General features: G+C 71.0%; 24 protein-coding genes, 1 tRNA gene and 1 pseudogene. 5 read left to right on the top strand and 21 right to left on the bottom strand.

The features are described from left to right. Positions 1-146 precede the first annotated feature (146 nt). Entirely contained in the window at positions 147-506 is a 360-nt protein-coding gene (locus ACSMTC_RS26315; RefSeq protein ID WP_436562176.1) for a holin, read from the bottom strand. A gap of 46 nt (positions 507-552) precedes the next feature. Here ACSMTC_RS26315 and ACSMTC_RS26310 point away from each other — a divergent pair, with 46 nt between their 5' ends. Beyond that, a complete protein-coding gene (locus ACSMTC_RS26310; protein ID WP_436562175.1) occupies positions 553-939 on the top strand; it encodes a DUF2511 domain-containing protein in 387 nt (128 codons plus the stop codon). A gap of 62 nt (positions 940-1,001) precedes the next feature. On the opposite strand, the gene ACSMTC_RS26305 is transcribed toward ACSMTC_RS26310, so the two are convergent. From ACSMTC_RS26305 to ACSMTC_RS26230, 16 genes are all read right to left on the bottom strand, one after another. Next, positions 1,002-1,262: a hypothetical protein gene (locus tag ACSMTC_RS26305; RefSeq protein ID WP_436562174.1), complete on the bottom strand. Its 261-nt coding sequence runs from the start codon at positions 1,260-1,262 to the stop codon at positions 1,002-1,004. 51 nt (positions 1,263-1,313) lie between these two features. After that, complete coding sequence (locus ACSMTC_RS26300) at positions 1,314-1,520, bottom strand: helix-turn-helix domain-containing protein (protein WP_436562173.1); 207 nt, start codon at positions 1,518-1,520, stop codon at positions 1,314-1,316. Between the two features lie 806 nt (positions 1,521-2,326). Continuing rightward, positions 2,327-2,995, bottom strand: coding sequence for a hypothetical protein (locus tag ACSMTC_RS26295; RefSeq protein WP_436562172.1), 669 nt, complete (start codon positions 2,993-2,995; stop codon positions 2,327-2,329). 11 nt (positions 2,996-3,006) lie between these two features. Further along, complete coding sequence (locus tag ACSMTC_RS26290) at positions 3,007-3,738, bottom strand: hypothetical protein (RefSeq protein WP_436562171.1); 732 nt, start codon at positions 3,736-3,738, stop codon at positions 3,007-3,009. Between the two features lie 296 nt (positions 3,739-4,034). Beyond that, positions 4,035-4,217 carry a zinc finger domain-containing protein gene (locus tag ACSMTC_RS26285; protein WP_427392964.1) on the bottom strand — a complete coding sequence of 61 codons (183 nt, stop codon included), beginning with the start codon at positions 4,215-4,217 and terminating at the stop codon, positions 4,035-4,037. Beyond that, positions 4,217-4,762 carry a zinc finger domain-containing protein gene (locus ACSMTC_RS26280; protein ID WP_436562170.1) on the bottom strand — a complete coding sequence of 182 codons (546 nt, stop codon included), beginning with the start codon at positions 4,760-4,762 and terminating at the stop codon, positions 4,217-4,219. Before ACSMTC_RS26280 ends, ACSMTC_RS26285 begins: the two co-directional genes overlap by 1 nt. Next, complete coding sequence (locus ACSMTC_RS26275) at positions 4,759-5,739, bottom strand: helix-turn-helix domain-containing protein (RefSeq protein WP_436562169.1); 981 nt, start codon at positions 5,737-5,739, stop codon at positions 4,759-4,761. The genes ACSMTC_RS26280 and ACSMTC_RS26275 overlap by 4 nt, the downstream gene beginning before the upstream one ends. 84 nt (positions 5,740-5,823) lie before the next feature. Further along, positions 5,824-6,261, bottom strand: a complete 438-nt coding sequence (locus ACSMTC_RS26270; protein WP_436562168.1) for a helix-turn-helix domain-containing protein — start codon at positions 6,259-6,261, stop codon at positions 5,824-5,826. Continuing rightward, positions 6,258-7,037 carry a recombination protein RecT gene (recT, locus tag ACSMTC_RS26265; protein WP_436562167.1) on the bottom strand — a complete coding sequence of 260 codons (780 nt, stop codon included), beginning with the start codon at positions 7,035-7,037 and terminating at the stop codon, positions 6,258-6,260. The genes ACSMTC_RS26270 and recT overlap by 4 nt, the downstream gene beginning before the upstream one ends. Then, complete coding sequence (locus ACSMTC_RS26260) at positions 7,034-8,023, bottom strand: YqaJ viral recombinase family nuclease (protein ID WP_436562166.1); 990 nt, start codon at positions 8,021-8,023, stop codon at positions 7,034-7,036. The genes recT and ACSMTC_RS26260 overlap by 4 nt, the downstream gene beginning before the upstream one ends. Positions 8,024-8,080: 57 nt before the next feature. Then, entirely contained in the window at positions 8,081-8,452 is a 372-nt protein-coding gene (locus ACSMTC_RS26255; RefSeq protein WP_436562165.1) for a hypothetical protein, read from the bottom strand. Further along, positions 8,449-8,865, bottom strand: a complete 417-nt coding sequence (locus ACSMTC_RS26250) for a hypothetical protein (RefSeq protein WP_436562164.1) — start codon at positions 8,863-8,865, stop codon at positions 8,449-8,451. Before ACSMTC_RS26250 ends, ACSMTC_RS26255 begins: the two co-directional genes overlap by 4 nt. Next, entirely contained in the window at positions 8,862-9,326 is a 465-nt protein-coding gene (locus tag ACSMTC_RS26245; protein ID WP_436562163.1) for a hypothetical protein, read from the bottom strand. The genes ACSMTC_RS26250 and ACSMTC_RS26245 overlap by 4 nt, the downstream gene beginning before the upstream one ends. Next, complete coding sequence (locus tag ACSMTC_RS26240) at positions 9,323-9,682, bottom strand: hypothetical protein (protein WP_436562162.1); 360 nt, start codon at positions 9,680-9,682, stop codon at positions 9,323-9,325. Before ACSMTC_RS26240 ends, ACSMTC_RS26245 begins: the two co-directional genes overlap by 4 nt. A 91-nt stretch (positions 9,683-9,773) precedes the next feature. Beyond that, entirely contained in the window at positions 9,774-10,088 is a 315-nt protein-coding gene (locus ACSMTC_RS26235; protein ID WP_436562161.1) for a helix-turn-helix domain-containing protein, read from the bottom strand. After that, entirely contained in the window at positions 10,085-10,363 is a 279-nt protein-coding gene (locus ACSMTC_RS26230) for a helix-turn-helix domain-containing protein (RefSeq protein WP_436562160.1), read from the bottom strand. The genes ACSMTC_RS26235 and ACSMTC_RS26230 overlap by 4 nt, the downstream gene beginning before the upstream one ends. A 118-nt stretch (positions 10,364-10,481) precedes the next feature. On the opposite strand from ACSMTC_RS26230, the gene ACSMTC_RS26225 reads away from it, so the two are divergent. Next, entirely contained in the window at positions 10,482-10,973 is a 492-nt protein-coding gene (locus ACSMTC_RS26225; protein WP_436562159.1) for a helix-turn-helix domain-containing protein, read from the top strand. Positions 10,974-11,344: 371 nt separating this feature from the next. Continuing rightward, positions 11,345-12,637, top strand: coding sequence for a hypothetical protein (locus ACSMTC_RS26220; RefSeq protein ID WP_436562158.1), 1,293 nt, complete (start codon positions 11,345-11,347; stop codon positions 12,635-12,637). A gap of 85 nt (positions 12,638-12,722) precedes the next feature. Here the strand turns inward: ACSMTC_RS26220 and ACSMTC_RS26215 are convergent. After that, a tRNA-Val gene (locus tag ACSMTC_RS26215) sits at positions 12,723-12,794 on the bottom strand. Between the two features lie 202 nt (positions 12,795-12,996). On the opposite strand from ACSMTC_RS26215, the gene ACSMTC_RS26210 reads away from it, so the two are divergent. Next, positions 12,997-14,250: a coiled-coil domain-containing protein gene (locus tag ACSMTC_RS26210; RefSeq protein ID WP_436562157.1), complete on the top strand. Its 1,254-nt coding sequence runs from the start codon at positions 12,997-12,999 to the stop codon at positions 14,248-14,250. Between the two features lie 146 nt (positions 14,251-14,396). Next, positions 14,397-14,618 carry an FmdB family zinc ribbon protein gene (locus ACSMTC_RS26205; RefSeq protein ID WP_436562156.1) on the top strand — a complete coding sequence of 74 codons (222 nt, stop codon included), beginning with the start codon at positions 14,397-14,399 and terminating at the stop codon, positions 14,616-14,618. A 329-nt stretch (positions 14,619-14,947) separates the two neighbouring features. On the opposite strand, the gene ACSMTC_RS26200 is transcribed toward ACSMTC_RS26205, so the two are convergent. The 3 genes and pseudogenes from ACSMTC_RS26200 to ACSMTC_RS26190 form a co-directional block, all read right to left on the bottom strand. Beyond that, entirely contained in the window at positions 14,948-15,865 is a 918-nt protein-coding gene (locus ACSMTC_RS26200; RefSeq protein WP_436562155.1) for an HAD family hydrolase, read from the bottom strand. Next, a pseudogene (locus ACSMTC_RS26195) lies at positions 15,862-18,488 on the bottom strand (phosphoribosyltransferase). The gene ACSMTC_RS26200 and the pseudogene ACSMTC_RS26195 overlap by 4 nt, the downstream one beginning before the upstream one ends. 170 nt (positions 18,489-18,658) lie before the next feature. Next, positions 18,659-19,861, bottom strand: coding sequence for an HpcH/HpaI aldolase/citrate lyase family protein (locus ACSMTC_RS26190; RefSeq protein ID WP_436562154.1), 1,203 nt, complete (start codon positions 19,859-19,861; stop codon positions 18,659-18,661). Positions 19,862-20,220 lie beyond the last annotated feature (359 nt).

The following is a 20,220-nucleotide window of genomic DNA, read 5'->3' as shown; positions in this document are numbered from 1 at the left end:
TTCAGCCGTCAGCGTGTGGCTCTCGGCGATCACCAGGCCGCTGTGAGGCAGCGGGTACGTCTGCACCGTGTGGTTGCTCATGCGTTCCACCCTTCGGGCTGGTGCTGTGCGGTCTCCTGGAAATGCGGAAGCTGGCTGCAGGGTGTCTATCTGGCGTTCCAGCCGCCTGGTTGCTCGGCAGCCGTGGAGCGGGCATGGCATCGCTGGCACAGGCCGCGCCCGTGCTGCGGGTCGTCAGGGTCCATGCCGGCGTCGACCAACTCGCGGCGGCTGAGCGGCCAGTGGTCGGCGTGCTGGCTGGGCTGCTGCTTGCAGAGCACGCACACGGGATCGCGGGCGAGGACGGCGGGGCGGAAGCGGGTTCGGTGGCCGCGGCCGTAGCCGCGCTGGCTCGTGGTGCCGCGTGCCCGGTCGGCCGCGCGCCGGTGCTCATCACACCGGCCGCCGGTCGTGTACTCGGGGCAGCCAGCGACGGTGCAGATGGTGTAGGCCCGGTGTCTGGTCACGGTGATCACCTCAGCTCTAGGCTGTGCGCCCTACTGAGGGGGCGGCATGGTCGAGTTGGAGAAGCCAGCGACAGGCGTGGATCCGGTGCTGGTGCGGCGGTACGGGCGCTACTTTGCGGCCGGGGCGATGGCGTTCATCGTGGCCGCGACAGCGTGGGGGTGCAGCCTGGGCGACGGGTCGTCCACGCACTCGCGCACGATCTCGCGGAGCGACCTCTCGCCGTGGCCGTTCGTCGTGTCGTCGGGAACGCTGCGGTGCCATGCTCCTGGGGCAGTCACGTTCGAGGCCGGCGGTGTGGAGTACGCACTGAACGGGAGCGCACACGAGTCGTATGCCGAGCCGGATCCGATCTGGGCTGCGGATCCCGCGCTGGGCTCCGGGCTGAAGATGAGCCTGAAGCCTGCGATCACGGCGGGGCTGGCGCTGTGCTGATCGCCGGTTGAGAGCGGGCCGCCACCGGGGCAGGTGGCGGACCGCAGGTGGAGCCTTCGACGTCAGCGGCGACGGAACATGAGGATCAGGGCTATGCGTTCGCCGCTGAGGACCTTGCTCTCGGCGGCGGCCATGTTGGTGAGGGCCCAGCCTTCAGCCTCGATGGCCTGGATCTGCTCTGCCATACCAGGCATCGGGCCCGTGGTCATGCTTTTGACGTTCGCTTCGATGGCCTTGAACACAAATACGTAGTCGCCGCGCGTAAAGGCTTCGCGGGCTTCGGTGCCGGCGCTGTTGCCCTTGGCCTTGTTGAGAATTCCCATGGCGGTAAGGCTGTCACGGCTTCATGGCGCGGGATGTGGTGGCCTGCTGGTCTACGCGGCGCGCTGACCGAAGGTGCGGCCTGCCCTGTTCCGGGTGGAGCGTTCGGCGAGGGCGACGTCCAGGTGCCGGTACATTGGCCGGCCCTGCTCGTCGAGGCCGGCGGGGGCGAGCTTGCCGCGGTTCTTCCAGCTTCGGATGGTGGTCGGGCTGACGCCGCACAGCTCGGCGGCCTGAGGCCCGGTCAGCAGCTCGTCCACGTCAACCTCCCCGGGAACGCCGAAGGGCCCGACCGGAGTTGGTCGGGCCCTTCGTGATGATGGCGCACGTGTGGTGCTGACACCAGCGTTGCACAGGCAAGCGATCTTGCGCAACCATCTCCCACGATTTCGCCGGCCGACGTTGATGTAGCGCGGTCGTCGCCGGGTCGTAGTCTGGCTGCGGCTCACGCGGACGCCCGGTCTACTTGCCAGTGAGCGGCGTCAGAGCTGCGACCTGCGGCCACCGCACGATCTTCAGGAGTCCACACAACCCTTGATGATCACGCGGTGGCTATTCCAGTCCCCATGTTTTACTTCCTTGCACCGAGGGAGCAGGCATCACCGGCGATGCGGAACCTGACTCCGATTTGCACGAGCCGGTCCAAGCAACCGTAGCCGTCATTCCTCTGCGCCGCCCAGTCACACGCTGCCTGCGCTTTTGGTCCGACGACGTAGCCCATCTCGACCAAGTAGATCTGGCAGTCACGGGACGTGGCTTGTGCAGGAGTAGCCAAGGCGAGGGAGGCGACGCCCAGCGAGACAGCGCTGAGTGCCAGAGCGATCGTGCGTTTCATCCGTGTCGTCCTTCCGTGACCCGATGGAATCCCGGACTGCTGTGCGGATATCGTTAAAACCCAGACTCTTGCGGATAGAAACTCTACGAACAGTCGACTTGATCGTCAACGGCGGTGTGACGAAATGGCCGATTTTCAAATCGTGGCAGATATCAGGAGTTGATGTTTATGTGATTTTTGATGCGGGTGTGGCGCCTGACGTCAAGTCAAGGCAAGCGGGAGGCGGGCGGGTCATCGCAGGTGGTTGGCGTTGTCGGTCCACATGTGACTTGGGGATTTGGTCAGCTGGGAGACGCGGCTCTTGTCGACGCGGGCGCGGACGGCCACCGTGGCGGGCTCGACGCGGCCGGCCACGAAGCGACGGATCAGGTGGTCTCGCTCGCGGAGTGCCTCCCGGACCGATTCCCGCCGATCGGCGACCCGTTGAGCGACCTTGTCGAGGCGACTGAGAGCGTTCTCACCGAGCGGGCCGCCCGGGATGAGATCCGGCATGAGGTCGCTCAACCGGTCCCACGCCGTATCGAGCATCGCGTCCAGTTCGGCAGCGTCGTGGTGGCGTCCGATCGCGGGGCCGAGGGTGACGGTGGCCGGTCCGGGCTCTGGCACAACAAGCTGCCGGAGAACGCGTTCACCGTGGTAGAGGCTGCCGAGGGCGTAGGTGGTGTGCGTGCTTGGCCGGTTGGGGTCGGGGTTGTCGCCGAGCGCGAGGACAAGGCGCACATGGTCGTCGCGCGGGGACGCGTCGAGGATGAGCGCGGTCCCGTGGATGGTCCAGGATCCGGCGCCGGGGATGTCGCAAAGCTCGGCGCGGTGGATGTCGCCGGGGCGGTACATGGTCACGTCCTGGGGTCTGGTGAACGCGCTCAACCCGTGGCTCGGCATCGAGTTGAGCGCGTTCACAGTAGGCTGATTCAGGCGGCGTAGAGCTCGGTCAGGTGCTGCTCGGCCCGGTCGTCGTATTCGGACTGGCGGAGGATCGTGCCGCAGCCCGGGTTGCTGCACTCGATGTCTCGGCCGTCCTCGGCCGTGAGCGTGAGGAGTTCGCACCGCGGGCACGGCAGGGACATCGGCCGCCGGCGGGGCCGGAGTCGGGCCAGCGGGACCAACTGCCAGTGGACGGCGGCGATCTCGTCGGCGTACTCGTCGGCCCACGGCCGCTGGACGGCCCACTCGAACACGTCGCGGTCAGCGAGGAACGCCACCAGTCCGCCGACGGTCCATCCGCCGCTCGGCCGGTAGTAGTTGCTCTCCTCCGCTACGAGCCGGGCCCAGCTCAGGAGGGTGCCGAGGATCGGCTCCACGCCGACCTGGTCGCCGTACGGATCGCGGACGGTCTCCTCGGCGGCCGGCCCGAGCAGCGACAGGACGTCAAGGCGGCACGGTAGCGGCGCCTCGCGGGTGGCGCCGGAGACCCAGCCGGACTGGGGCGCGCTGCCAGGCAGCAGGGCGAGCTGCGCGTAGGCAAGGAGCTCGGGCAGCTCGGCGAGCTGGCGGCGGAGGCGGTCGGTGGCGGCGCCGTACGCGGCGTAAGCGGTCTGAGCGGGCGTGGGCTGGTCGGACATCGGGTTCTCCTTCGGGGTGGCGGCCGCCGCGCGGTGCGGCGGCCGGGGGCGGGCGTTCAGGCAGACGGGGCGGTAGGCCATGCTTGGCGGCATCCGTGACTGCGGCAGCGCCGGCCAGCAGGGACGCCCTCAAGCGCCCACACCAGGTCCTTGTTCAGGACGGAGCGCCCGCAGCGGGACATGACGCCGTAGAGGCACGATTTCCCAGCCACGTGGATGACCTTGTCGCTGTATACGTCGGGGCGCTCGTACCAGGACGCGTCACGCTGGGCGGCCCAGGGTTCCTGGCGCTCGGCGGCGAGCTCGGCGCGGGACGGTGGCATTGCGGCTCCTGGGGCGTGTGTGGCGGGTGCGGCGGGTGTGGTGCGGCTCGGGCGTCATGCGGCGTTCTGCTGGACGATCCAGGCGTCGTACCGGCTGGGGTGGACGTCCGCCTTGATCCGGCCGCGGAGCCCGGTGCAGGGGCTCCCGGGGCGGCCCTTGCAGGTGGGGACCGGGCAGGGGACGGCCCACTCGGGCGGCCGTTGGGGGCGGAGGCCCGGCGGCATGGGGCGGCCCATCAGGCGGCCCTCTTGGCGGCGTCGAGGCGGGAGGGATGGACGTCAGCCATGCGGCGCCCGAGAACGGTGGTCCGGCAGGACTTGCCGGGTTCGGCGCTGCACTGGGGGCAGCGGATGCTGCGCGGGCCGGATCGGCGGACGGGTTCCTCGGTGGGGACTTTGCGGCCGACGCCAGCGGCGGCGATGGCCAGCCTGGGCCGGTAGGTGAGCGGTTCCCCGGCGGCGGCCCGGATGCGCTGCGTGCGCAGGGCAGCGAGGTAGGCGGGAACATCGTCGGGGTCGGCGTCGGGGATCTCGGCGTACTGGCCGGCCCCGTGGAGGTCGCGGTCCACGTCAGCACGATGCTGACGAATCGCGGCGACGATCTCGGCCGGGGATACGAACGGCTTGGCCGCAGCGCAGGCGGCGATGGCGGCACGGGTCTCGGCAGCGCCGTACTGACCGAGGACGTCGTACCAGGCTTCGGGGGTGTACTCGTCGAATCGCTGCTGGGGGAACATCGCCCGGACGTACCGGAACAGGACGACCCATTCGGTTTCGATCATGAGATTTCCTTGCGTTGCTCGTCGCGGGCCTGGGCGCGGGCCATGGCCCGGTCGAACCAGCTGTCGGTTTCCTGCTGCTGGCGGGTCTTGGGCTGCATGGGGATGACGTTGGGATCTACGGGGGTCGGGATGGAGCGCCAACCGGGGTAGAAGAACCGGCTGCTGAACGGCCCGCGCTGGGCGCCCTGGGCGGCTTGGACGGCGAAGCGGACCATGACCGGGATTCCGAGGCGCTGAACGTCGTTCCGGAGGAGTAGGTCCTCGTCGCCCTTGAACGTCCAGGGGACGTTGATGCCGTTGGCGCTGAGGGCGTCCTGGAGCTGGCGGAGCCATGCGGGCCGCTCGTCTGCTTCGGCGCTGGCTGGTACGGCGGGCAGGTTGGGCAGGGCGTCCGGGTGGTGGTGGTTCTCTGACGGTTCTGTAGTTGGGTGGTTCCTGATGGTTCGGGGGGCACTGAGTGCGTTACGTACGGACTCTGAGTGCGTTACATCGGTCTCGTAACGCACTCCAAGTCCGTTACGTACGGGCGCAGAGTCCGTTACATCGGTCCCGGTAACGCACTCAGAGTCCGTTTCAGTAACGGGCGCAGAGTCCGTTACGCGCTTTGCCCGGTGCCTGCGCACACGCTCCGCAGCGGCCTTGCGCATCTGTTCCTCGGCCGCTTCGAGGTCGGTCCAGTCCGACTCGGGCCGGATCAGGTGCATCGCCAGGTTCCAGCGCTGTCGACCGCCAACCGTGCCGTCGGCCGCGATCAGGCCGCCGCCCTCCAGCCGACGCAAGGCCCGGCGAATGGTCCTCTCGTCGTACCCAGTCCGGTACTGGAGGCGCCGGTTCGAGGGGTGCGCGCTGGTCCCGTTCTTGTGGGCATGCTCGGCGAGCGCCTGGAGGACGTGCCGGGCAGTCGTGTCCGGCCGGCCCTTCTCGGTCAGCAGCATGGGCGCGTCGTCCATGGCCCACTTCACTGCTTCGGTGCTCAACTGGCTGCCTTCCGGTTAGCGGTGCGGGGGTTGGTCACCCGGGGCGGAGGTTCGGGCCTCTCCGCCCCGGGCCGTACAGGAGGGTCAGGCGGCCGGATTGACCCAGCGATGGATCGTGCGCTCGTGGACGCCGAGACGGCGCGCGACGTCGGTCTGCGCGTGGCCGTACTGCCGGTGCAGGACACGGGCAGTCATCTGCTGCTCGGCCTGGAGCGCTTGGTGCACCCCGCTGGGGGCGTGCTGGTAGACAGCGATGTCGCGCAGGGTCTCCGGCGACCGGATCGGCGCGCTGGGCCGGCCGTGCTCGTCCCACGTGACGTATCCGAGTGCGTCCGTGATGGTGGTGTCCGGGTCGACCAGGGCGGCGAGGACGACGATCAGGGCATCCCGCTCCGTCTGGTCGAGGTCGGCGAGGGTCTGGGCGATGTCGTCCGGGCCCCCGTCGCCGTGGGTGATGCAGGCGAGGCCGGCGGCGATCGGGAGCAGTCGCTCGACAAGGTCGCTGCGCTCGGTCGGGGTCACTCGGCACCGTCCTGAACGAGCTCGCCCGGGATGTACTCGGGCTCGACGTCGATCACCGCAGTGTCCAGGTCAGTGCGGATCGATTCGTCGTGGGCGATCGCCTGCGAGAGCTCGACGGACACCGGCAGCAGCTTGAACAGCTCGCGTACACAGGTCTTCTTCGCCATGGCGTCGTAGTGATCCCGCCACGGCCCCGAGTTGCCGGACCTGGAGTGCTTGCGGTGCTGCTCGACGTCCTCGGGCGACATCACGACGAAGGCGGAGCCGCCGTTCACGGTCGTGGCGACGGCGTAGTAGGCCACAGGCCGGCCGCGGTTGGCGAGGACCGGCCGGTGTTCCAGCCGCGGTTCGAGTCCCTTTTCCCACTCGAAGTGGTCGTTCTCGTAGACGACCTCGGCGGCGAGACTCCGCGCGATCGGGGACTGCCAGAACAGTTTGGCCATGCCCTTGTATCCGAGGATGAACGTGCACTCCCGGCCGTACGGCACGAGGTAAGCCTCACCGGTTGCGCCGGGCTCGACTCCGAGCTGCGAGCAGGTCATCAGCGCGCCGAGGAACGACTCCGGGGTGCAGGCGGCCAGCTTCGGCGTCCGACGCAGGGTCGTTAGGGCGATGCGGGCCATCCGGTCGGCGTCCATGTGCTTGGGCAGGGCGCGGGCGATCTCGGGCCGCATGCGGTCGATCTGCTGGGCGAGGGTCGCCGGGGCCTGCTGCGCGGGCTGGCTGGTGGTCTGGGCGCGCTGGGCGACGGCGGCGCGTGCGTCGGCGAGGGTCACAGGGTCTCCTGAGGGATGCGGAGGACTCGGTAGGTGGTGTCGGGGCCCCGGTAGGCGTCGAGGTCGACGGTCGGGTAGTCGCTGGCCAGCTGGCGCCAGTTGATGGCGCCGCGGCGGCTGTACTGGGGCCAGCTGTAGGCGAGTTCGCCTCGGACGTGGACCTCGGTGGCGTCGCCGGCGATCGCCCGGAGGCGGTTCTCGGCCTCGTCGATCGCGGCGGTTGGTGCGGCCAGCTCGGCAAGCGCCGCCGCGCGCTGCCGGAGCAGGGCCCCTACCTCTGCGGCGTCGGCGGTCACCTGCTCGATGGTCGGAGTCGGGTGCAGGCGGTTGATCAGGTCGGTGCAGGCCGCGCTGCCGGTGACGGGCGGCGGTGTGCCGTCCTGGACCTGTTGCCAGAACTCGGCGCCGATGGTGCGGAGTCCGTCGATCAGGTCGTCGTCACGCTCGACCCGGTGGACGATGGTCCGCTGGCCGCCGATCAGGCAGGCGATGTGGCCGTACCGCCAGCCGGTGACCATGAGGTAGTGCTGGACCTGCAGCCACGGGCCGGTGGGCGGCTCGGTGAGCCACTCATCCAGTGCGTATGAGCTGCGGGTTTTGAGCTCCAGGACGCCGTACTCGCCGTTCTCCTGCGTGACCCGGTCGACGTTGGCGAGAGCCCATGCCGGGTCGAGGGCCTTGATGGTGCCGCCGCCGTCGTACACGGGCAGGCCGGTGATGTCGCTGAATCGCTGGGCGACGACGGGTTCGAGGAGGTGGCCCATCAGTGCCGCCTCGGACAGCACCGGGTCGTCGCGGCGCGGCACCGTGCTGCCGGTTTTGGTGTGCCAGATCTCCAGCGGCGACGTGTACTTGTCGAGCCCGCAGATCGCGGCCATGTCGGACCCACCGAGGCCGTCGCGGCGCGCGGCGTGCCAGGCAGGGTCATCGGGGGTGGCGCCCGGCGGCAGGATGACCTGCGCGCCGGACGGATACAGGTAGCTCACGTGTCCTCGTCGGGGGTTGTCCGGCGGCCGGGACGGTGCCCGGCCGCCGGGGTGCGGTCAGAACGGGGGCTCGGTGCTGTACTCGGGCTCGGTCCAGCCGAACCAGCGGTGTGCGGCCCAGAGCGGCAGGCGGATCGTCATGACCGGGTCTCGGAAGGGCGAGGGCATCCAGCAGTGGCAGGGGTCCGGCTCGTACGGGCCGTCCTCGTCGCCGCCGGTCTCGATCTCGCCGGTGCCGTTGCAGTCGGGGCAGCTGGGCCGCGGGGTGTCCTCCAGGCGGAGATGCGGCGTGGGCCAGGACCGGTATCGGAGGCGGAGTCGGGCCCGGGGCGGCAGCGGGACGAGGAACCAGCCGCTGCCGTCCGGCCGCTGGAGTTCCAGCGCGGGCCGGGGGTCGTCGACGCGGACGATCCGCAGGGGCGCGATCACCGGCCACCACCGTTCCGAGCTCGGTCGTACAGCACAGCCCGGAGGCGCTCCGCCGCCGGCCGACTCCCAACGGCCTTCGAACGGCGCTTGTTGTCGGAGTACCAGCGCAACTGCCATCGGCCACTGGCCAGGCGCCGCAGGGTGATGGAGGTTCCCGGGTCGACGGGAGGCAGTGTGGGGGCCTGCGATGTGGCCCTCAGCTCCGCAATCTCGGCCTCGGCCTCGTCGAGGTCTGCGTCCTGAGCGACGATCTCGTCGAGCAGCTCGTGCAGTACCGGCGCCATCAGCTGGAGCCAGCGCCGGGCCTGCGCCTGGGTTGCCGGGCGCCACTGCTGGGACTGCGGGATCAGCGTGGCCAGGTCCATGCGGCGGATCGCGTCCAGGCGCTCGGTGGGGATCGGCTCGGTGTTCATGCGGCACCATCCGTGGCGCCGGCGCGGAGGTCGGCGATCTGCGCGGCGTAGGCGAGCCGGATGTCCTCGGTCCAGTCGCCCGGGTCGCCGTGCGCGTCGATCCACTCGCCGAGGACGGCCTGCGCGGCATCGGTGTGCAGCTCGCGCATCGGCAGCGGCTCGACCTCGGGCGGCGCGTCGACCAGCGTCCATAGTTCGAGGGGGATCCCGCCGAGCTCGGCGCGCACGGTCCACCGGACGTGGTCGGCAGCGTGGGGCTCGCTGACGAGTTCGCCGCCGACGGCCACGTGCCATCGGGCCACGGCCTCCACGTCCATGTGGGCGTACGCCTCGATCTCGACCTGCTCCGGCGCCCACCGGCGGCAGGTGATGCTGATGCTGTTCGGCGCCGGGTTGAGCATCGGCAGGAGGATTTCGGCGGTGGCCAGCGCCGTGCGGTACTGCTGGCGTTGGGTGGTCATGCGGTCACCAACTCTCGGTCAGCAGGGCGGGTGGTGGCGGCGCCGGCGGGGATCGTCGCGGTGAGCTGGACGCTCACCTCGCCCACGACGCCGGTGACGGTCCAGACGGTCAGCGGGCCCTCAGGGCCGGCGGCCGGGTAGGAGCCGACGCGGTGCGCGCCGAGGGCGCGACGCCAGCGGTCGAGGGTGCGCAGGGCGCTGTCGTCGGCGCTGCGGAAGTGCCCGGCCACCCATCCGCCATTGATGGTCCACGCGGGGGCGATCGGCGGGGCGCCGGCCTTGATGGCGGCGGCGGTCAGCTCGGCGATCACGGCGAGCGCATCGGCCTGGAGCTGGAGTTCGGTAGGCTGCATCACGCGGCCTTACCTCCTTCATCGTTGGGTTGATCGGTGGGCTGCTGGGCCGTTCCGGGTTGCCCCCCGGGCGGCCCGATTTGCTGCCAGCAGGTCAGGCGGCGCGGCGGGTGCGCGGCCGGGCCCTGCGGGTCGCCGGGTCGATCTCGTCGCCGATCTGCGCGATCTGCGCGGCACTGAAGCGGACGAAGCGGCCGAGCCGCTTGTGCGGAATCGTTCCGGCGCGTACCCGCTCCTCCACCCAGTACGGGGTCATGCCGAGGAGGTCGGCGGTCTGCTCCGGCGTGTACAGCCGGAGCGGGTTGTCCGTGGCGGGCTGGACGCCGAGAGCGGCGATGGTGGCCGCCACGATCTGCGCCAGCAGCTCCGGGGCGATCCCGGCCGACGGGGCGATCGTCGGTGTGGTCATTCCTGTCTCTCCCTCGTGATGGCCTGGATGGGCACACCGAGGGCGTCCGCGATCCTCTGGAGAACCGCGGGGCTGGCTCCACGTTGCTCGCGCTCGATTCGCAGGATGGTGCTCCGGTGTGTCCCGGCCATGCCCGCAACCCGACGCATGGAGTAGCCCCGCGCCTCCCGGACGGCCCTGATTGCGTACCCGTTCGGTGTCACGAGAGAGACAGTAGCGCTATTAAGTAGCGCTTGCAATGGATTCAATGGCGGCCAGAAGCTATCCAGTGGCATTCGATCGCACTTAGGTGGTGGTCGACTGCGGCCGCGGGCAACACTCAGGAGCGGTAGAACCGGCCAAATAGGCCCGATCGCGTACCGGTGTTGCCTACAGATGGGGCATGATGTGCGCATGAGCATGGACTGGGTGCGTCTCGGAGTAGCGATTCGTGATGCCCGGGACGCCATTGGATGGACTCAGCAGGAGCTCGCCAATCGCTCTCAGGTGTCCGTCGCCACCATCCGGCAGCTGGAGGGTGGGAAGCAGCGCACGCGCCATTCGCTTGCTGCCGATCGGGTGGGCAGTGCGCTCGGCTGGACGCCGGAAAGCGTGAAGGCTGTCCTGGACGGCGGGAAGCCGACCACGGGCGCGGCAGCCGAGGCTCCGGCGGAACCCGGGGCTAGCGCCGATGCGCTTGCCGGCCTTTCACTGCGGATCCGCCGCGAGCTGGCCGCAGGACAGGTGCTGGACGGCGCGGTACTCGACCTGCCCGCCGCTGGACGCCTCAGCGTCGTGATGATCCCGCTCGTCCCCGAGGACGCCAGCGAGGACGAGATCCAGGCCGCGCTGGAGGAGTGGAAGCGACTTCATCTGCAGCGCAACAACGAGCAACCGAACGTTTGACCTATTTTTGCAAAGCGCTTACGAATGACGCCGCTCTGTGATGTGATGTCAGTACCTGGAGAGGGGGCACCGATACCAGGTACTGAAGGGCATGCACCATGCACGACGAACGGGTTCGCCTCGTCCCCGTCGACGCACTCCCCCACCATGTCCAGTGGTGGGTAGACGGTCCGGCTGACGGCCCGTACACCATCTGGGTCAGGAACACCCCTGACGCTCTCGCGGCCGCCGAGGTCGTACGCCAGACGCTGCTCAACGCTGGCTCACCGGCTGCTGCCGCATAGCCCTTCCCACCCGGGCTTCACGTCGCGTTGCGCCACCAGGAGCGCCGCGGCTCATTCACTCATCACTTCACGTTCAGGGGGGTTCTGTTGGCGTACGCCGAGAAGCACGGCAAGGGCTGGCGGGTACGGTACAAGCAGGGCGATGGCACCTACGGGTCCGAACCGGGGTTCCCAACGAAACGGGCCGCGAAGGAATGGGGCGAGGAGCAGGAGGCCATTCTTCGCCACAACCCGACGTACGACCCGCGAAAGGCCAAGATGACTCTTGGCGAGTGGGCCCCGACATGGATGGATGCCCAGAAGGTCGCACCCGGTACGGTCGCCAAGCGGCGCCGCCTGCTGAACACCCATCTGCTGCCCGAGTGGGAGCACACCCCGATCAACCAGATCAATCTGTTCGCAGCGAAGGCGTGGGGGGCCCGCCAGACCTGCTCTCCCGCCACCGTTGGGCACGCCCTGACCCTGCTCAGCATGATCCTCACCGGTGCCGTGGATGCCGGGTACCTGCTCGGCAACCCGCTGTTCAAGCGGAACCGGCGCACCGGCCGGAGCATCGATATCCCGCAGGACGAAGAGATCTGGGCACAGCCTCACGAGGCACGGCAGATCGGGGAGCGTCTCGGCGGTGTGGCCGGGTTGATGGTCATCACCGCTGCCTGGACCGGGCTGCGCTGGGGCGAGCTGGCCGGACTTCACAGGGACAACTGCCTGCTGCTGCGAGCTGATCGCGTCGATGGCGAGACCTTCGAGCGCTACGTGCTCCGGATCGACCCACGGAAGGGTGCTCTTCACGAAGTCGAGTTCGAGTTGACCGACGATGAGATCGAGGAGTGGCGGCAGCGCGAGGCCACCCGGATCGAGCGGGCGATCCAGGCCGGCAAGACTCCCCGGGCCAAGAAGGAGCCGAAGCACCGGGTTGAGCTGTTTCTCGATCCGCCGAAGAACCGCACGAGCGCGCGCGAGGTCGACGTGCCGCCGTTCCTCGTTGAGCTGCTGACGCGCCATCTGGCGGATTGGAAGCATGAGTTCGTGTTCTTCACCCCGGGCGGGCAGTGGTGGCGTCGTGGGAACTTCACGCGGCAGCAGTTGCGCCCGGCCGCCGATGGCCGCACCGCGTTGCCGGCCTCGCGGGGCCACGCTCCGCGCGAGGCATGGGAGCCGATCCTGCCCGGCTTCACGATGCGCGGCGCCCGCCACACCCACAGCACGTGGATGAAGGATGACCGGGTCGACCGGGCGCTGCGCTTCTCGACCTTGGGTTGGGCGGTGGCCGATATCGAGGGCACGTACGAACACGTCACGCCGCAGATGCGTCAGCACCGCTTGGAGGCGCTGCAGGCCCGGTGGGAGAGGGCGGGGAAGGCCGCTCAGGCCGCCTGAAGTTGATCTCCCAAAATTCTCCCATTCGATCATGAAAAAGCCCCTGACCGATCTTGGTCAGGGGCTTTCATGCTGGTCAGAGCTGTGGGCGCAGACGGTTTCGAACCGCCGACATCTGCTTTGTAAGAGCAGCGCTCTACCGCTGAGCTATGCACCCGTGCCATCACGCACTCCGGGAGAACCGGAGGCGTACGACGAGGGACAACGATACCCCGTCCGGTGGGTGGTTCGCCGCAGGCTTTCCGTGGGAGGGGGTGGGGAGGGGTGGTGGCAAGGGGCGGGCGGGCGAGACGGGGGGTTGTGGTGATCCGCGAGAATGGAGCAGATCGGGCGTTCGGTGCTGAGCAGGGAGCGGTGGCGTGAGGGTGGCCGGCGGTGGCGGCGGGCGGGGCGGCTGGTGGCGGCGGAGCGACAGCCAGCGCGAGGCGGCCAGGGCGGCCCGGGATGCCGCGCAGCAGGCGTTCTACGAACTGGACAGCGCGCAGCGCGAGGCCGAGCTGGCCGTGGAGACCGTGCGGGCGGCGGCCGAGGGGAAGGCCGCCGAGCAGGTGCTCGCCGAGTACCGGCAGATCTCCGCGCGGGTGGATGCGGTGAGTGCCGAGTACCTGGCCGCGCTGGACGCCTTCGACCCGGACGCCGAGGGCTTGGATTCCGCCACCGCGACCCGGGCCCGCCAGGCGCTGGAGCAGTCGCAGCACCGGATCGCCGGTGAGCGGGCCGAACTGGCGAGGTTTCTGGAGCGGGTTCAGCCGGTGGTCCAGCAGGCCGAGGCGCGGCTGGTCAGGGTCACTCCGGCGGTCGAGAAGGCCAGGCAGTCCCTGCTGGCGGCGACCACCGCGTTGGAGGACGTACGGGCGGCGGGACTGCGGGCGGACGACCTGGCGGCGCTGCTGGCCGAGCTGGCACCCGAGCTGACCAGGCTCAACGAGGGGGCCGCCCGGCACGGGGTGGCGGCGACGCTCCAGCGGGCGGAGGACGTGATGCTGCGCGCGGACGCGATCCGCGGTTCGGCCGAGCAGCGGCCGGCGAAGGCCCGGGAGATCGACCAGCGGGTGGCCAGCCTGCGGACCAGGATCCAGGCGCTGGAGACCCGGGCGGGTACGGTCGGGCCGGTGCTGAGCGAACTGCGGCGGCGGTTCAGCAGCGAATGCTGGCAGGACCTGCAGCGGGTGCCGGACCGGACGGCCGAGGCGGTACGGACGGCGCGGCAGAAACTGGACGAGGCTGCCCGGGCCAGGGAGGAGCAGCGCTGGGCGGACGCCACCGGGGCGATCGGTACCGTGCGGGCGCTGCTGGAGACGGCGGACGGCTCGGTGGCGATGGCGCACGACCGGCTGCGACAGCTCAACGAGGTGTCGGCCGACCCGCAGCGGGACATCGAGCGGAGCCGCTTCGCGCTGCGCGACGCCCAGCGGCTTGCGATGGCCGGGCGGCTGACCCCGGACCCCCGGCACGCGGGTCCGCTCGATGCGGCGGTCCTCCGCCTGGACCGTGCGGTCGCGGAACTGGAGTCGTCCGGACGGCACCCCGACTACTGGCACTTCCTCACCGAGCTGGAGGGGGTTCGGGAGACCGCGGCCCAAGTGGTGGCGATGATCCGGGGCAGCCGCTGAGGCCGCCGTCGGGACGGCGGCCGGCTGGTCTGGTCAGGAAGCCGACCGGCGGCCGGCCGGTTCGGGCAGGGACGCCTGCCGGCGGCGCGGGACCGGTGGTCCCGTAGGACTGCGGCCGGGACGGCGGGCTCGGTACGCTGCCGGGTATGCCACGCTACGACTTCCGCTGCCGCTCCTGCGGGGCCACCTTCGAACTCCGCCGCGCCATGGCGCAGGCCAATGACCCGGCCGTCTGCCCGGAGGGGCACACCGACACCGTCAAGCTGCTCTCCACCGTCGCGGTGACGGGCGGTGCGGCCGCCGCCGCGTCGATGCCGTCCGCCGGAGGCGGGGGCGGTGGGTGCTGCGGCGGAGGCTGCTGCCGCTGACGCGGACCAGTCGGTTGGCCAGCCGACCGGCTGACCCGCCGACCGGCCGACCGGCTGACCCGCCGACCGGCTGACCGATCGGGCACTCCATCAGAGGACCGGCTGACCCACCGTCCGACAAGCGCACCGACGGGCGGGTGAGCCAACCGGTGAGCTGACAGCCCGGCGGACCGTGGGCCGGCCGGTCTTCCGACCGGTCGGTGGCGAGGCCTGGCTGTGACTGCCCGAGCCGTCCCGGGGCAGGTCGCGAGCCCTCGCGGCACGCGTACAGCCCGAGCCCCGAGACCCGAGCCCCGCACGCCGTATCCCCCGCGCCCGCCCCGCGCCCTTCAGCCCCCGACGGCCGTCCCCGTCCCGGACCGGACCGGGGCCAGGAAGCGGCGGATGATCTCCTCCCCTGCCGCCACCCCCTCCTGGGGGAGGGCGGTGACCTGGGGGGCCGTCCAGCCGGTGTCGGCGAGTTCACCGTGGCCGGGGCGCCAGGCGTGGTCGGCGGCGAGCAGGAGGTCGGCGTCCAGCAGGGAGTCGCCGGCGGTGAGGACGGTCGCGGGGCCGGTCCGCCGCTCGACCTCGGTGAGGGCGGCGCTCTTGGTGAGCGGGGCGGGCACCGCGTACACCTTGCGGCCCTGCAGGGAGACCGTCCAGCCGCGTTCGGCGCACCAGCCGGTGAGCTCCGCCAGCCAGCCGTCAGGCAGTTCGGCGCGCTCGACGACCAGGTAGGCGAAGAGGTGGTCGGCGATGCGGCGCTTACGGGTCCACTCGGGGTCGGCGACGGCCGCGAGATGGTGCACCACCTCGTCCAACGGCACGCTGCCCAAGGCGAGTCGGGACCGCACCTCGGCCTGCCAGTCCCGGTCGGGCACGCCGTTCACCAGCAACTGGCCGCCGTTGGCACAGATTGCGTACGAAGGGGTCCAACCGGGCGTCGGCCCGGGCAGGTTGACCCGCTCGTACTGGGCCGTGGTGCGGGTGGTGGCGGGGACGAACAGGGCCGCCCCGACCAGTTCGGTGAGGAGCCGGGCGGCGTGCTCGGTCATGAAGGAGAACGCGCGGCCGTCGAGCACCTCGACCGGGAGCAGCCGGGGCACCGGACGGTCGGGGACGTCCGGGGCGAGGGCCCGGCTGGAGTAGATCAGGGTGCGGTCGAGGTCACTGGCGACGATGAACCGACGCCCCGCCACGCCGTCCGTCGAATTCCCGGCGGCGCCCGTCGGACCGCCTGTCGGACCGCCCATCGGACCACTCATCCGGACACTCCCCCGCCGACACCGGCCACCGCACCCACCGCATCCACCGCACCCACCGCCAGACCGTCGGCGCCGGTCGCGCCTCGGCTGAACCGGGGGTGGATCAGGCCGACGCAGCTGTACGGAAGCCGGTCCACCTCCTCCACGGGTACGCCGCGCTGGTCGGCGAGCAGCCGTACGTGGTCGAGGTCCGCACCGGCTCCGCGCCGGGCGAGGATTCGCCAGGGAACGCGGCGGAGCATGACCCGGGTGGTCTCGCCGACGCCCGGCTTGACCAGGTTCACGTTGTCGATGCCGTACTCGGTGCTTATTCGCTCGACGGCGGCCCAGCCGGCCCAGTCCGGCGTGCGGTCACCGTCGGTGGCAAGGCGGGCGGCCGAGGCCTCGGCCTCGCTCCGTACGGCGGTGAAGTGCCCGGTCACGGCGGCCAGGAAGTCGGCCGAGACGTCGGCTGCGGCCAGCTCGCGGTAGAACTTCGCACCGTGGAACTCGTCCGGTCCGATCAGGTCGTCGCGCAGTACGGTGCGTGAAACCAGGCCGGAGACCGTGGAGTTGAGGCAGGCCGAGGGGATCAGGAAGTCCTCGCGGGTGCCGTAGGTGCGCACGCAGCGGCCGGGGTCGGCGAGTACCGCGAGTCCGGGGTCGAAGGGGGTGTCCGCCAGGGCGGCGGTGAGTTCACGAGTGATGGCGCCCTTGCCGGTCCAGCCGTCCACGAACACCACGGCTGCCGGGTCGTGATGGGCGGCGAGGTGGCGCAGCGCGACCCGGTCGACACCCCGGCCCCGCACGATGGAGAGCGTGTAGTGCCGGGTGTCCAGTCCGTGGGCGACGGCCAGCCAGCGTCTGACCAGGATGCCGACGGGGGTGCCGGCCCGAGCGAGCGAGGCGAGGACGAGATCCCGGCCGCGCTCGCGGACCAGCGTCTCGGCGACCGTGCCGACGGCCAGCGCGACCCGCCGGGCGGAGGCGGCCAGCGCCTGCCGGAACAGCTCCTGGTACTCGGGGCCGGGCTGGTACTCGACGGGCAGCGACTCGGCGTAGTGCGCGCCGCCCGACTGCACGGCCTCCTCCCGCTCCTCCGTCGGCGCCTCCAGCCGGACCTCGGAGAGGTCCTTGAGCAGCCAGGTGACCTCCTCGGCCGGATACGAGGAGAAGGCGGGTCCGGACAGCGGACGCGTGGCGGGCAGCGGACGCGTGTCGGACAGCGGACGCGTGTCGGACAGCGGACGCGCGACGGGCAGTGTGCCGGGAAGCGCGCTGGTGGCAGTGGGCATGGCGGGCCTTTGCGGTGGTGTGCGGACGATCATCGGACGGTGGGGCATCGTCACGGTGTCCGGGGGCGGTACGAGGGCAGAACGGCGAGCACCACCTGGTCGGTGACCCGGCGCAGCTGCTGGAGCAGCGCCCGCTCGCCCTCGTGCAGGGCGGGGGTGTCGGCCTTCTCGTCCACCACCAGGACGATCGCGTCGAAGCGGCGGTCCGGGTCGCTCCCGGGGGCGACGTTGTAGGCGTAGCGCTCGGTGGCGCGGTCCGCGGGCGCGTCGTGCGCGGGGAACGTGAGCCTGGTGCGGATCGGGTAGCCGGGGTCGTCCACGGGCAGCACGGGCGAGCGGGTGGTCGTGGAGAACCGTATCCGCCCTTCCGGTCCCAGCTGTGAGGCGAGCTGGTCGGCGATCCGCAGCGGAACGTACATCAGCTCCTCGAAGCCGAGCACCAGGATTCGGCGGTGTCCGGCCAGCAGCGGCGCCAGTCCGGCGGCGAGCCGGGGCAGCGCCGCCTCCAGCGACCCGCGGTGTGCCCGGGTGAAGCCGTGGCGGCCGCCTTCGGGCAGGCCCTCGGGCCAGTCGAGCCGGGCGCGGACGACCGGCGCGAGCGGACCGTCCGGAAGGCCGTCGCCGGGGTCGGTGGCGGCGATCAGCTCCTGGGCCCTGGGCAGCAGGCCGGCGGGCAGCCGGACGCCGCCGGCCGCGGTGGCCACCAGGTCCACCCGGGCGCCGAGTCCGGCGGCCGCCTCGGCCAGCCTGCCGCGGTCCGCCTCGGTGCGCAGGTCGACCAGGGCGACCACGACGTAGCGCGATCGCGGGTGGTCGGCGTGCAGTGCGCGGATGGTGTTGAGCACGGTGGTGCCGGTGGAGAACTCGTCGTCCACCAGTACCAGCGGACCGTCACCCGCGAGCAGGGCCGGGTCCTCGGGGAGCAGCAGGTGCGAGGTGGCGTGCGAGTGCTCCTCCTCGAAGCCGCCGGCCGGTGCCACGCCCTCGACCGGTCGCCGGGTGGAGTGCAGGTACGGGGCGCCGAGGCCGTCGGCGACGCTGTGTCCGAGGGCGGTGGCGGTCTCGGCGTAGCCGAGCACGACCGCCCGGCCGGCTTCCACGGGGCCAAGCAACTCCCTTACCCGGTGGCCGAGTTCGACACCGGCCTGGTGCACCACGGCGGGGTGCTGCGGAATGTGCTTGCCGAGCACTCGGGAGACCAGCAGGTGGGCGCGCCGGGGGTTGTTCGCCCGCAGGGCGATGCCGATCAGCTCGGGCAGTGCGGGTGAGCCGGTGAGCTTCAGGCCGAGCCGGTCGGTGACCCACCGGCCGGTCCAGGGGGCGGCTTCGACATGCGGTGCTGCGGTCAAGACTCCTACTTTCGACGGTGCTTGGGGCGGTGAGGGCCGAGGTCCGGGTGCCCGCCGCGGCGCGGTCGGGGCCCCGAGCCGGTCATGGCCCGGGCTCGGCCGGGTCCCGGGGTCGGCCGGGTCCCGGGGTCGGCCGGGTCCCGGGGCCGGTCATGGCGCGGGTGCCGGTTTCAGCCGCGGAGTACGGCACCCAGCAGTTCGGCGAAGCCGGTGTCCGCCCGGGCGACGCCGAACACCTCGGCGCGCAGCAGCACCCGTTCCGCCCAGGCGCGGTGCGGCTTGGCCTCGTTCATCTTGTTGGTGTACGCCGAGCGGGAGACCCCGCCGCCGTCCCGGTACCGGTCGAGGATGTCCAGGGCGTCCGAGTACTCCTCGTGCGTCACCACCGAGCGGGCGTGCACGGCCGGGACGTGGCTGGGGTGGATGCATGTCTTGCCCAACAGGCCGTTGGCGCGGTCCAGTTCGATCTCCCGGAGCAGTCCGTCCAGATCGTGTTCGATGAGCTGTCTGCGGACTCCGAGGCCGCCGGACGGGTCCTGGCGGCCGGAGGCCGGAAGGGGGTCCGCCGCGAGGAAGGGGGTGCGGCGCAGTTGCGGCTTGAACATCCGCTCCTGGACGGGGAAGTACTCCCACACCGGCCCGGTCACGGTGTACCCGGTGCCGTCGGCGCGGCCGAGCACATTGACCACGTCGCCGATCACCCCGGCCACCAGCGCCACGTCGTAGGCGGTCAGGTCGGGCGAGCGGCGCAGCCCGTACGCGGAGCACAGGTCGGTGACGCCGAGCCGGACGGCCAGGATCCGTTCCCGGTGCTTGTCCAGCAGTCGCTCCACGCCGAAGAGTTGCTCGCGGCGCGACTCCAGGTGGGCCAGCTCGGGGGACTCCAGGACCGGCATCGCGAACAGCCGCTGCCCGGTGAACCGCTCCGCCTCGGTGAGTGCCTCCAGGAAGGGGCCGCCGCTCTCCTCGGTGAACTTGGGCAGCACATAGCCGGTGAGCAGGTCGATCGCCGGACCCAGCCGCCGGGTGAGGTCGGTGAGCTGCTCGGGGGTGCGGACCCGGACGAAGAGCAGCGGGGTGTCGTCCGCTCCGCCCGACCGGAGTTCGGCGAGCTGCGCGACCAGGTTCGCTTCGGCGTCCGGTACTTCGTGGTCGGCTATCGCGTCCTCAAGGCAGAGCACCATCGAGACCACTCCGCGCGCCGCCTGCTTCCGGACGTCGGCGACCAGGGTGGGCCTGGTGGCCGGGCTGTAGAGCGTCCCGCCGAGTGCGGTGGCGAGCACCGCCGCGTCGCCGTTCCGGTCGAAGGCGGTCGGCTGCCGTAGGAAGAGCCGGTCGCGTACGTCGTCGGCGAGGTGGCCGAAATGGCGCAAAGTGCTCTCCATTGCTGGGTAAATCGGCAGCGTACCCGCAGGTCGCGGTGGTATTGGCATCTGATAGACGGTCCGCCTGGCCGGAAAGTTCGCGACCCCTCGTCGATGCCTCCCGCGCGGGCGGCCCAGGTGACCGGCCGTGGTGCGGCCGGATTTGGCCTGCTCCGGCCTGCTCCGGCTGTGGAGGTCCTAGGTCCCGGGCCGTCGCCGCGATCGCCGCCGGCCGCCACGGCCCGGCCCCGCCCGGCCGGTCATGACGGTCATGACCGTCATGACCGTCATGACGGCAGCCCGATTGACGGGGCGGCACGACGCCACCCGCGTTGTCTCGGGACGGGGCGGAGCGGCAGGATGGTGCG

Source organism: Kitasatospora sp. HPM-01-4, assembly GCF_051374625.1.
Taxonomy (GTDB): domain Bacteria; phylum Actinomycetota; class Actinomycetes; order Streptomycetales; family Streptomycetaceae; genus Kitasatospora.
Note: the sequence above shows the minus strand (reverse complement) of the source record. Positions and strands in the feature narration are given on the sequence as shown.

Excerpts from the sequence above, each read along its gene's own strand:
- ACSMTC_RS26200 (WP_436562155.1), bottom strand. The coding sequence starts at position 15,865 with ATGAGTGGTCCGATGGGCGGTCCGACAGGCGGTCCGACGGGCGCCGCC.
- ACSMTC_RS26230 (WP_436562160.1), bottom strand. The coding sequence starts at position 10,363 with ATGCCACTGGATAGCTTCTGGCCGCCATTGAATCCATTGCAAGCGCTA.
- ACSMTC_RS26205 (WP_436562156.1), top strand. The coding sequence starts at position 14,397 with ATGCCACGCTACGACTTCCGCTGCCGCTCCTGCGGGGCCACCTTCGAA.
- ACSMTC_RS26245 (WP_436562163.1), bottom strand. The coding sequence starts at position 9,326 with ATGACCACCCAACGCCAGCAGTACCGCACGGCGCTGGCCACCGCCGAA.
- ACSMTC_RS26250 (WP_436562164.1), bottom strand. The coding sequence starts at position 8,865 with ATGAACACCGAGCCGATCCCCACCGAGCGCCTGGACGCGATCCGCCGC.
- ACSMTC_RS26225 (WP_436562159.1), top strand. The coding sequence starts at position 10,482 with ATGAGCATGGACTGGGTGCGTCTCGGAGTAGCGATTCGTGATGCCCGG.
- ACSMTC_RS26310 (WP_436562175.1), top strand. The coding sequence starts at position 553 with ATGGTCGAGTTGGAGAAGCCAGCGACAGGCGTGGATCCGGTGCTGGTG.
- ACSMTC_RS26235 (WP_436562161.1), bottom strand. The coding sequence starts at position 10,088 with ATGACCACACCGACGATCGCCCCGTCGGCCGGGATCGCCCCGGAGCTG.
- ACSMTC_RS26290 (WP_436562171.1), bottom strand. The coding sequence starts at position 3,738 with ATGGCCTACCGCCCCGTCTGCCTGAACGCCCGCCCCCGGCCGCCGCAC.
- ACSMTC_RS26305 (WP_436562174.1), bottom strand. The coding sequence starts at position 1,262 with ATGGGAATTCTCAACAAGGCCAAGGGCAACAGCGCCGGCACCGAAGCC.
- ACSMTC_RS26280 (WP_436562170.1), bottom strand. The coding sequence starts at position 4,762 with ATGATCGAAACCGAATGGGTCGTCCTGTTCCGGTACGTCCGGGCGATG.
- ACSMTC_RS26285 (WP_427392964.1), bottom strand. The coding sequence starts at position 4,217 with ATGGGCCGCCCCATGCCGCCGGGCCTCCGCCCCCAACGGCCGCCCGAG.